This window comes from Flavobacterium sp. Sr18 (assembly GCF_011064265.1).
Classification (GTDB): Bacteria; Bacteroidota; Bacteroidia; order Flavobacteriales; family Flavobacteriaceae; genus Flavobacterium; species Flavobacterium petrolei.
On record NZ_CP049329.1, the window covers coordinates 1985129 to 1997527 of the forward strand.

General features: G+C 37.1%; 8 protein-coding genes. 1 reads left to right on the top strand and 7 read right to left on the bottom strand.

Annotated elements, in window-relative coordinates; genetic code table 11:
* Window positions 1-81: 81 nt before the first annotated feature.
* Window positions 82-2199 (top strand): glycoside hydrolase family 97 protein, encoded by a 2118-nt coding sequence (locus G7A72_RS08830; protein WP_165152206.1) that lies wholly within the window; start codon window positions 82-84, stop codon window positions 2197-2199.
* A gap of 204 nt (window positions 2200-2403) precedes the next feature.
* On the opposite strand, the gene G7A72_RS08835 is transcribed toward G7A72_RS08830, so the two are convergent.
* From G7A72_RS08835 to G7A72_RS08865, 7 genes are all read right to left on the bottom strand, one after another.
* Window positions 2404-3153 (bottom strand): hypothetical protein, encoded by a 750-nt coding sequence (locus G7A72_RS08835; protein ID WP_241258499.1) that lies wholly within the window; start codon window positions 3151-3153, stop codon window positions 2404-2406.
* Between the two features lie 206 nt (window positions 3154-3359).
* Complete coding sequence (locus tag G7A72_RS08840; RefSeq protein ID WP_113664791.1) at window positions 3360-3821, bottom strand: FKBP-type peptidyl-prolyl cis-trans isomerase; 462 nt, start codon at window positions 3819-3821, stop codon at window positions 3360-3362.
* 60 nt (window positions 3822-3881) lie between these two features.
* Window positions 3882-5237, bottom strand: a complete 1356-nt coding sequence (locus G7A72_RS08845; RefSeq protein ID WP_165152207.1) for a DUF5689 domain-containing protein — start codon at window positions 5235-5237, stop codon at window positions 3882-3884.
* A 10-nt stretch (window positions 5238-5247) separates the two neighbouring features.
* Window positions 5248-8085 carry a carboxypeptidase-like regulatory domain-containing protein gene (locus G7A72_RS08850; RefSeq protein ID WP_165153713.1) on the bottom strand — a complete coding sequence of 946 codons (2838 nt, stop codon included), beginning with the start codon at window positions 8083-8085 and terminating at the stop codon, window positions 5248-5250.
* 448 nt (window positions 8086-8533) lie between these two features.
* Window positions 8534-9745: an MFS transporter gene (locus tag G7A72_RS08855; RefSeq protein WP_165152208.1), complete on the bottom strand. Its 1212-nt coding sequence runs from the start codon at window positions 9743-9745 to the stop codon at window positions 8534-8536.
* A gap of 168 nt (window positions 9746-9913) precedes the next feature.
* A complete protein-coding gene (locus G7A72_RS08860) occupies window positions 9914-10954 on the bottom strand; it encodes a Gfo/Idh/MocA family oxidoreductase (RefSeq protein WP_165152209.1) in 1041 nt (346 codons plus the stop codon).
* Between the two features lie 304 nt (window positions 10955-11258).
* On the bottom strand, window positions 11259-12326 hold the full coding sequence (locus G7A72_RS08865) for an NADH:flavin oxidoreductase/NADH oxidase (RefSeq protein WP_165152210.1): 1068 nt from the start codon (window positions 12324-12326) through the stop codon (window positions 11259-11261).
* Between the last annotated feature and the right edge of the window lie 73 nt (window positions 12327-12399).

Genomic DNA, 12399 nt, shown 5'->3' on the forward strand with positions numbered 1-12399 from the left:
GTTTTTCAATAAATCGATTTCGTGAAAATCAGAATCTATTACCACACCTGAAAAATTAATTTATCAAATTCTATTTAAAAAATGAAGCAATTTCTTTTCACAGCCCTAATGTGGCTCGCGTTTTTTAGCCCTGCACAATCTCAGCAGTTAAAATCACCCAATGGAAAATTTGTAATGGAGTTCTCCTTACAAAACGACGGAACTCCAAGTTACAGTTTGAACTACAAAAATAAAGCAGTTGTAAAACCAAGTAAATTGGGTCTTGAGTTAAAAAATGATAAAAAATCGTTGCTAAATGACTTTACTGTTATTGATACCAAAGCAACAACTTTTGATGAAAACTGGAAACCAGTTTGGGGAGAAGTAGCCTCCATTCGCAACCATTATAACGAATTGGCAGTAACCTTAAATCAAAAAGAAACCGATAGACAAATTGTGATTCGTTTCCGTTTGTTTGACGATGGTCTAGGATTTCGTTATGAATTCCCTTCGCAAAAAAACCTTACTTATTTTGTAATCAAAGAAGAAAGAACTCAGTTTGCCATGACAGGCGATCATACCGCGTTTTGGATCCCTGGTGATTATGATACCCAAGAATATGATTACACTACCTCAAAATTATCAGAAATCAGAGGATTAGCTGAAAAAGCAAAAACGGCAAATGTATCCCAAACTTCTTTTTCTTTGACAGGAGTTCAAACTTCGTTAATGCTAAAAACCGCGGAGGGATTGTATATCAATTTACACGAAGCAGCTTTAATCGATTATTCATGCATGCATTTGAATCTGGATGATAAAACTATGGTTTTCGAATCTTGGTTGACACCAGATTCAAAAGGAGACAAAGGACACATGCAGGCGCCAAATCATTCGCCTTGGCGTACCATAATTGTTAGTGATGATGCCAGAGAAATTTTGGCTTCAAAAATGACATTGAACTTGAACGACCCTAACAAAATTGAAGATACATCATGGATAAAACCCGTTAAATACGTAGGTGTTTGGTGGGAAATGATTACTGGAAAAAGTTCTTGGGCGTATACGGATGAATTTCCTACGGTACAACTTGGCGTTACTGATTTTTCAAAAGCAAAACCTAATGGAAAACATGGTGCTAATAACGCCAATGTGAAAAAATACATTGATTTTGCAGCTAAACATGGTTTTGATGCCGTTTTAGTCGAAGGCTGGAATGAAGGCTGGGAAGACTGGTTTGGACATTCGAAAGATTATGTTTTTGATTTTCTGACTCCTTACCCGGATTTTGATGTCAAAGGATTACATGAATATGCCAAATCAAAAGGCGTTAAAATGATGATGCACCATGAAACTTCTGGTTCTGTACGTAACTACGAGCGTCACATGGATAAAGCGTATCAGTTTATGAAAGACAATGGATATGATGCTGTAAAAAGTGGTTATGTAGGTTCTATCATTGAAAATGGCGGAAATCATTATAACCAATTTATGAATAACCATTATCAATTCGCAATAGAGAAAGCAGCTGATTATAAAATTATGGTGAATGCGCATGAGGCAGTTCGTCCTACAGGAATTGCACGAACATATCCAAACTTAATTGGTAATGAAGCGGCACGCGGAACAGAATATCAATCTTTTGGCGGATCAAAAGCAAATCACGTGACGGTGTTGCCTTTTACACGTTTAGTGGGCGGACCGATGGATTATACGCCTGGAATTTTTGAAATGGATTTGAGTAAAATGAATAAGGACAACAACTCCCATGTAAACAGTACAATTGCAAACCAATTGGCTTTGTATGTAACAATGTACAGCCCGTTGCAAATGGCAGCTGATACTCCAGAAAATTATGACCGTTTTCCAGATGCGTTCCAGTTTATCAAAGATGTAGCAGTAGATTGGTCGGACAGTAAATACCTTGAAGCAGAACCCGGTCAATATGTTACCGTTGCGCGTAAAGCAAAAGTGACGAATAATTGGTTCATCGGTAATGTAAATGGAGAAACTTCTCGTACCTCAACAATCAAATTTGATTTCTTGGAAAAAGGAAAAAAATATGAGGCAACCATTTATGCAGATGCCAAGGATGCACATTATAAAACAAACCCACAAGCATATACGATTCGTAAAATGAAAGTAACGAACCAATCAAAACTGGCACAACTCAGTGCTCCGGGTGGAGGTTATGCGATAAGCATCGTTGAAATCAAAAAGTAACTAACTAAAAAAAGGCTGTCTAAATAGACAGCCTTTTTATTTTCTAAAAAATACGGAAAGAAAAACAGGATCATACATTGACTTTCTATTATTCGTATAAATAATTAAACTCCGTTTTTACTATCCCATTTTCTTCTACAATGGAACAGGATACTGGATAGTTTAAATTATTGTATTTGTATTTTCTGCTTTTACCAATATCATTTACTGCAGTAGAGGAAAACTTAACTCATTATTATTAGATATTGATTCAAAATCAAATTCATCTTCATGAAAAGAAACTAGTGGCACAATCGTTTTATAATTTTGACCAAAAATGTTTTTCACTATTAATAAATCAGCAGAGTTTTTATCATCAAAAGTATAATTCTTAATTGATTTATCACCAATCAATCCTTTGTGTCTGACAATATTATCTTTTGAATACACATACTCTATTTTATTAACTATTTGTTGATTTCGATCCCTGGAAGAACGTCTGGCTATAAGTCCATTTTCAACAACATATTCAATGTCTTCAATCAGGGTTTGATGACTGTTACTTTTTTTAGTTACTGCTTTTACTCTTGATCCTTCATAAGTTATCGTAACTGTTTTAGTAACAAGTTCTCCACCTTCTTCGTATTTCTTGGTAAACTTTACCAATTGATCCTCTTTATTATAAGCGTAATTTACAACCTCTTTCCAGTTACTTCCTTGTCGTTCTTTGACTGTCATGTCCAATAATTCTTTTGGATTATAAAAAAAACTTTGAATAACGTCAGATGTTTTAATGGACTGTAATTTTCCGTCCTTAAATAAGATGGTTTTATTTATAATCTCACCACTTTTTAAGTTTCGAAAATTAGTCTTTACAATATTAATTTGCTTTAACTTGACTGAATTTTCTGTAATTTGGCTTTGTGCCAAAAACGGAAAGGTGATAATAAATAGGGCAATAAAGTAGGTTTTCATTCGGTATCTATATCTTTTTGGAATTGCCAAAATACAAAAACCAATCAAAGTATAAAATTTTTACTCCAAATATATTCTTCAATTTGAATACAATCCGTTTAGGTGTATCTATTATCAAAAAAACAGGAGCAATCTAAACAAATAGATAACTCCTGTTTCTGATAGGACAGACTTTAAAATTTTTAATGATAGCTGACCAATAAATCTTAATTTACTTTAATCAGTTTGACATCGAAAACAAGTACAGATCCTCCTGGAATCGGCCCGCTACCATTGCTTCCATACCCTAAATGAGAAGGGATTAAAAGAACTCCGTTTCCACCTTCTTTAAAATAAGGAATACCTTCTGTCCATCCTTTTATCACTTGGTTCAAACCAAAGGAAATTCCTTCTGGTTTACTTTGATCAAAAATATTTCCATTCGTAAAATATCCTTTGTATGCCACTGTTACATTAGATGAAGCTGTTGGTTGAGCGCCAGTTCCCGCTTCATTAATAACATAATACAAACCTGAATCGGTTTTTGTAGCAGTCAATTTATTTTTGGCAATGTAATCCACGATTTCTTTTTCGTTTTGCACCGTGTAATCAACTGGTTTAGATGATTCGTTATCTGATAAACAAGAAACAAATAATAAAGAAATTAGGGCTAATAAGGTAGATTTCATAATTTAATTTTAATGTTAAGGCTGCAAATATAGTAATTCAAGCAAAGCCTTTTATAAAAATCATTTATCACCAAAAACCTGAACATCATCTACTTGAAAAGCACCATCCAGAGCCAGATTTTTGCCGGAACCGGTATATTTAAAAGCAATATTGATTTTGCCTTTGTACGAAGATAAATCTACGGCGCCACTTCCTATAAATTGATACCAAGGCGTGGCTTGTTTCGGTAAATTAACCACCAATGGAGTCCAAGTCGCAGTAGCAAAATTCAATCCGTCAAAATTACTGGAAACATAAACTTCAAGAGAATTTAATGGTGAATCGATATCTAAATGATGCTGAGCGCTCCTAAAAGTCAGGACTTCTTTCGTATGAACATCCATATCAATTTTTGGCGAAATCAACCAAGCAATATTCGAAACGACTTTGGTTCCACTAATGGCAAACTCGGCATACCCGTTTCCGGAATACACTGTGCCTTTCCAGAAAAGTGTTCCTTTTTGGACCATATTTGCCCAACCGGGAAGGCTTAAATTTGACTTATCGATAACTTTTTCAAAATCTTGGGAGAAAAAAGGAACTGCTCTTGTTCCGGTCATCACCACATCTTTTTCGGAGCGGGGCAACAATTGGTAATCCGTTCCGTATTTCGTCAAAATTCCTCTCACTTTTCCGCTTCCATTGGGAACTATTTTAGTTGCAAAATCAGAAAAACTACTCGTTCTAAAATACACTTGATTGCCTAATTTATCCATCAAACCCCAGTTCGTCGCACCGCCCACATTATTAGTTTCCTCAAAATAATGACGCCCTACTGCAGCAGCTGAAAACTGAACATCAGACAACTCAACCAATGTATTCAAATTAGAATCATTTAGCAGTTCCGACATGGTTAACGAGCGAACTAAAGCCTCCTCTTTGACATTCGTACACGACGCATTCAACACTTTTTTATACTCATTTTGCGAAAGCCGCCCTACTCCGCCTTCATTATAGGAATTCACAAAAATACTTCCGATACTCATGCCACCAAACGAAATATCCGTGTATTGATCTTTCAACTTTATGTATACTTTATTGCCTAACCTGTAATCAATATACAAATTTGTAGCATCCACAGGAACGCTAAATCCTATGGCTGGTGTTGTAGCTTTTGCCAAAGTCTGAAAAGAAATCGATTTGAAAAAATTCCCCGATTCATCGCTGGAAACCACATAAGCCTCAATGATATCATCGTATTTGTATTGCGTTACAATGGCATTTGCGACCGCATGAACTTCGCTAACTGATTTATTAGTCACTAAATCCGGCTGTGTACAAACTAATTTTGGAGCCACAACCTCATCTGTCACACAACTACCAAATGTGATTGTCAACAGTAAAAATAGAATAGATTTGTAAAATGTTGATTTCATCTGCTTTAATTTATAGATTGATATAAAGATTTACGAAAAACGTTCTGCCGTATCCGTAGAAATATTTTGGTCCAAAAGAAGGTGTACCGCTGGAAACATCCTGATTAATTTGTCTGAAATTGGCGTTTCGGGCTTGTTCGTAACCACCGGTTTTATAGGTAACATCAAGTACATTATTGATGCTGGCAAAAACGCCAACATTCTTTCCATAAATTCGCCATGATTTTCCACCCACGAGATTGAGCAACATTGTAGGATCAAATTCTTCTTGTTTTAATAATACTGCGGCTCTTTCTTCCGTCGCCTCCGGAAAATTGAAACCGCTTGCGGGATTCTTATAAAAAATTTCGATTCTGGAAATGGGTGAAATATCAATATAACTGTTGGTGAGGTAATTTACATTGGCGCTAATCCACCAATATTTTGGATCTCGATATTCAATTCCCACGGAGTACGCGCGTTGTGGCATTCCCGCTTGCTTGTAATTTTTGAGGGAAGCCGTTCCAAAATCAAAAACCGGACTGGTATTTTCTGGAGTTGCTTCGGCATCGTTTGTCAACGTCACCTTTGGATTACTGTCATACGTATATTCACCAAAAGCCGCTGAAAAAGTGGTTTTAAATGTTTGTGTCAATTGGTATTCCAAACTGAATTCGGCCCCAAAATTCTTCTTATTCAATTTTGTTAATGTTTGGCTTACAAAAGCATCGGTGTTTAAATATCCTGAGCCATCATCAAAAATTCCTTCGGCATAAAAGAAGGAAATTTGAGTCGCATTTTTAATTAGTGAATAATAGGCTGTCAGTCGCGCTTTCAGTTTTGGAGACCGATAAACATAACTAGCGTCCAAACTGCTGATGTTCTCACTTTCGATTCCATCTACAATTGTATTATTCAATCGGGAATTTGCAAACGTATTTTTCAAAGAAGGTGCTTTAGTTAAATGTGCCGCATTGAAAGTCATCAACTGCTTACCGGAGATTTTCAAATTGAATCCGGCTTTGAAGCCAAAGTTTTCAAACGCAACTTTCTCACTTTTCCCGAAGGAATTGGTTTCATAGATTCCGTTTTTGTACAAACCTTCTCTTTGATAATTTGCGGTTGAAAAATTCTGAGCCAGATAAAAATCTACTTTGTTGTAGGTGAATTTGAATTGGGTAAACGCTTCTAAAGTATTGGCAAAATAATTATAATTGTATCCGTATGTATCGCCAACGACTACTTGACGGTCTGGATTATTCAAATCAGATTGCGATTGATTTCCGCTATAAAAAGCATCAATATCTTCAAAATAAGAACCGCCAAGCAAGTCCAACAATTTTTGTGAATTGTGCGATTTTAGTTTTTTGAAAGACGCTCCGGCATTCATAAAAATATTTTCCGACAGCTGCGCAGTCAAATTTGTTGTGGCCACTGCGGTTTCATCTTCAACTTGATCTTCATATAAAACGTACTTACTTTTTGTGGGTTCGTAGCCCGTAATTGTTCCATTAGCATCCAAAATTGGATTTTGATTGGCTTGGTACAATGCCGCCCAATCAATTTGAGGATTGGCTAAAAATGCCACTTTGCTTTTTTCCGCATTTTCATAATCTGGAGTGAATGCTCCCGAAAATTCTCCGTTATCCGGTGCATAAAGTGAGCTGTAATAACTGGGCATTTTTCTGTAATACGTTGGGTCCGGACTATTGGCATTTTGATAATCGATGTTGCTGTTGGCAATTTTTCCAAATTGATACATTACACTCGAATTCAGATTGGTTTTATCACTAATTTTAAAATAATAATTCAGCATAATCGTAGGTTCTTCAATGGTTTTCATACGGGCATTCCTTTTTTCACCGTCCTGAAAACCCCAATACGAATTGTATTTTACGTTTGTCAATTGCGTAACTTCGGCAGTGTTTGGAGAGTTTTTGGCTCTGGAATTCGGGGTATACAGTGCCGTCAGATTTAACGAATGTTTCTCACTTAACTTTTTTTCGAGACTTATAAAAAAGGAATTCGCATCATAATTGGTCCCTTCAAAATATCCTTCCTGCGCCCAGCGCTTTCCTGCCGAAACGACAAAAGCCCAACCGCGGGAATTCATGCCGGAAGCATGCGTTGCCATGGTGCGCCAACTGTAATTGGTATTGGTTGATGAAAATGAGATTCGGGAGCCCGGTCTGTAAATGGAAGCTCGCGTATTAATTTCTTGTGTTCCCAAAATTCCGCCAAAAGTATAATCCGAAGGAGCGGTTCCCAGGGTAAATTCCTGATTGCGGAGCGCGTCATTCAATCCGCCCCATTCTCCCCATTGTGGTCTTCCATCATAAATTTTATTCATGGAAACGCCATTAATCATCATCGTGGAATGTTCGCTGTCTAATCCACGAACTCTAAAACGAGCTTGTCCCCAGTTGAAAGCAGCGGCTTGCAAGAAAGCATCCCTGGAGGATTGTAAAAGTCCGGAAGTACTTTCGGAACTGCTGTTGTCCTCGCCAAAATCGCTTTCGATAAGTGTGATGATGCTGTTTTGCTGTTCCGTGGATTGGTCTTCTTCTAAAGTTATGGTTCCCAAATCCAGCATTTGTCCTTCGGTAATTTCAACGGGATACAAGCCATCTTTGAAACCCTGACTGTGTACCAGAAGCAATATATTTCCTGTGGGAACTGAATCAAAATTAAAATTACCATCCTCTTTTGTGAGTTGCATTAAAGTCGTATTTTGAACACTGACGACGACAAAACCTAATGGATTTTGGGTTTTGGAATCCACGACTTTTCCAAAAAAACCCGTACTGTTTTGTGCAATACTACATCCAATATGAACCATAAAGAAGAATGCAACGTAAAATTTACTCATAGATTTAGATGATGAGGTTACAGTATAAAAAGCGGGAATTGTGATAATAAGTTCAACCGCTACAATGAATTGCAACGGTTGAACTAAAAACATTGAAAACGTAATCCGAAATGGGATAACGCTAAATAATTAAAAGTGAATTTTGGAAAAAGTGGTATAAACCTTAAAAACGATAATGCTGACTAAGTGGTATTTTGCATGCAGTATCAAATAAAAATAATCTATGAAAGAATTATAATGTTAAATGTATAAAAAAAATACTAACATATTGATTTTCAATGAAATTATTTTTAGTGAGTCCTTTTTTTGGGAAAGTTCTTAGATAATTAAAACGAATTCAGTAGCCCCGATGGCAGCAAGTATCCCACGCTTTTGGGCGTGGATACTGCGAACAGCGGGACAGTTTGTTTTTATGGAAACGAAATGTTGTGCTCCTAAAAATTTATAGTTATTCTATTGCTTTGATTCGGGACACCATTATGGCGATAAGAATCCCAAAAACGCCGATAAATGCGAATGAAAATCTAAGGCTTGACAGCTCCGCGATGTATCCGATGATTGGCGGACCCATAAGAAAACCCAGAAAACTGACGCTGGAAACCGTGGTTAAGGCTACGCTTGGCGATACATTTGGGGTTTTTCCGGCCACACTGTAAACTGTAGGAACTATGGTGGAAACTCCCAATCCAACAAACATAAACGCGATGGTTGCGGGAATGACAAATGGGAAGAATACTGCTGTAAAAAGTCCGGCTGATATCATGATTCCGCTGATTTGTAAGACGGTTTTTCGACCAAATTTACCTATCAGACCGTCTCCTAAGAATCTTCCGCCGGCCATCATAATCATAAAAGAAGTGTATCCCAAAATCACTAATGGTCCGGGCGCTTTGATGACATCTTTGAAATAAACACCGCTCCAGTCGAACATGACGCCTTCGCTTGCCATGCAACAAAACCCGATTATTCCCAACCAAATCAGCGCACTGTCCGGTTTTGAGAATAATTTTTTCTTTTCGGTTTGTACGGTTTCTTTGGCTTTTATTAAAAATTTATAGTTGAAAGCCATCATCAAAAATACGATTCCGGCCACAATGAGAAAGTGAATGTAAGGCGTTAACTCAAAAGCCAGCATTCCTAATCCTACTAATGCTCCTATGAATCCAGCAAAACTCCACATCCCATGAAAGGACGACATGATAGTTTTTTTGAAAAGCACTTCGGTGTAAACGCCTTGTGTGTTTACAGCGATATTAGATAGATTTCCAAAGATTCCAAACACAAATAATCCAAACGACAATTGCCAAGCCGCAACAGCCAAACCTAAATTTGTCATGCTAAAAACATATAGTGAAAGGGCGAATATCAAGATTCTGTGGCTTCCAAAACGAGTGACCAATTTTCCAGAAAAAGGCATTACTACTAGTTGTCCTAATGGCAAAGCGAATAAAATACTTCCTAAATCTCCTTCGCTAAGGTTCAAAGTCGTTTTGATATCCGGTATTCGGCTGGCCCAAGTGGCAAAACACAATCCCATCCCAAAGTAGAACATGGAAACTGCCCAACGAATTCGGTTTAAATAAGAAAGCTTGGCTTCAGTGTATGTTTTCTTGAGTTTGGCTTTCGTTTTTGACCTTCCTAAAAAGTTTAAATCTATCAAAGTGATTTATTTTAGCATTTAAGGCGTCAAAATTACAAAAAGCAATCATTGGTTGTGTCAAAACAACACATTTAAGGAAAAATACAACGTTATTGTTTATAAAAAATGATTACCGCGAATTCGCTAATTTTTAAAAAAGTATAGAAATTAGCGAATTCGCGTTATATTTTATAGGTCAATTGCTTTTTTCTGGGCACTGCTTTGAATAGCAGCTTCAATGATTTGCATAACCTGAACGCCATCTTGTGCCGTCACCGGTTCTACAACGTCATTTATAATCGAATGATAAACTCCGTCAAAAAAGTCGTAGTAATTCCCTTGAAGTGTGGGGATAATTTCCTGAACAATTTCACCATTAATTTCAGTGTGCAAAAGTCCCCGTTTTTCAATGGATTCCGTTCCCCACGTTTCTAAATTTGGTTTATTTCCTAATTTCAATTCGTCTTCCTGAACATCACCACGCGGTTTCAGGAAAGAACCTTTCTTACCATGAATAACAAAGGCTGGAATCGCTTCCCGAACAAAAAATCCTGCTTTGAGTCGGACACGGAAATTGGAGTAATACAGTAAAATATCAATGTAATCATCCACCAAAGAATGCTCTCGTGTGATGCGTATATCCGAAAAAACGGATTGTGGCATTCCAAACAAACACAAGGCTTGATCTATTAAATGCGGTCCCAAATCCTTCAGAATTCCAGCACCGGAATTAACGGTTTCTTTGTGTTGTTTCGGACTTAAAAGTGGATTGTAGCGGTCGAAATGGAATTCGGCTTCCACAATGTCACCCAAAACTTTGTCTGAAATAATTTTCTGGACTGTTTTGAAATCGCTGTCCCACCTTCTGTTTTGGAAAACGGCCAGTTTCAATCCTTTTTCTTTGGCCAAAGCCGCTAATTCCTGCGCTTGGGCTACCGTTGTGGTAAATGCTTTTTCGACAATAGCGTGTTTTCCGGCCAAAAGGACTTGTTTTGCATATTCATAATGCGTTTCCACCGGCGTATTTACTATAACTAAATCTACATCATCATCTAACAACTCTTCCATGGTGGCGTAACTTTTTACCGAAGGAAAATCTTGGTGGATTAATTTTTTAGTTCGTTCCCAAGAACCAAGGAGTTCAAATCCGGGGTGAAAATTTAAAAAAGGAGCATGAAATACTTTCCCGGACATTCCGTAGGAAAGTAAAGCAGTTTTTATTTTTTGCATGGTATTATTTTTCAAATTAATGGCCTGTGTTTTTTAAACATATAAACCACATAAGTTTTTAAAAATTAAATAAGTAGTGAAGTTCTTGTCATTTCTTTTCTTTCAAAAATAGAGACTGAAACCTATTTTTTAACATATAAGGCATATAAGTTCATATAAGAATTGGAATGTTTTTATACAGTTATTTTAGAATTTTTTAAAGTAAAACTTACATGACTTATCTGTTTCAAAATTTAAACAAATAAGTCATCTAAGAAATCTTAAAAAAAAACTTACATGACTTATATGTTTCAAAATCAAAATCTTACTTTTTAGCTCTTTCGTATTGTTTTGGCCATTCGATATCAGCATTTAAATCATGTGCAAATGTCAATCCCAAATTCGGATTTCTAAGGGATTCTCTGGCAAATAACACTAAATCTGCTTTTCCTGAAGCGACAATTTCCTCAGCTTGAGCGGCTTCAGTAATTAAACCAACTGCTCCAGTCAGGATTCCAGTTTCTTTTTTAATTTGGTCCGCAAAAGGAACTTGGTAATTCGGGCCTAGCGGAATTTGTTGATGAGACACTAATCCTCCCGAAGAAACATCTATTAAATCGACGTCTTTTTCTTTTAGTATTTTCGACAGCTGTACGGATTCTTCAGCATTCCATCCGCCTTCTGCCCAATCTGTAGCCGAAATTCTAACGAATAAAGGCAGATTTTCCGGCCATTCTGATTGAACTGCATCCACGACTTCGAGTGTCAAACGGATTCGGTTTTCAAAACTTCCACCATATTCGTCGGTTCTAAAATTAGACAAAGGCGAAAGAAACTGATGCAATAAATACCCGTGCGCAGCATGAACTTCCATTACCTGAAAACCTGCTTGAACCGCTCTTTTTGTGGCTGATTTAAAGTCGGAAACTACTTTTTGAATTCCCACTTCGTCTAATGCAACAGGATCGTTTTCAGTATGATGATACGCAACGGAACTTGGCGCCACGGTATCCCAGCCTCCTTGTGTTGCGTCTAGTTTTCGGCCTCCGTTCCAGGGTGATGCGGCACTTGCTTTTCTTCCGGCATGAGCCAATTGGATTCCGGGAACCGATTTCTGACTAATAATAAATTGATTAATCTGATGCATTTTTTCGATTTGCTCGTCTTTCCAAAGTCCTAAATCTTCGGGAGAAATTCGGCCTTCGGGAGAAACTGAAGTTGCTTCCTGAATGATTAATCCTGCTCCACCGCTGGCGCGACTTCCAAGATGTACAAGATGCCAATCATTGGCAAAGCCATCTTGGGCCGAATATTGGCACATTGGTGAAATAGCAATTCTATTTTTTAGCGTGATGCTTTTTATTGTGAGTGGAGAAAATAATTTTGAAGACATATCTTTATTTTAAAAGTGAAAGAAACAAGAAATACTCATTTCAAAAAAGTAAAGTTAAGATTCACAACTCAAA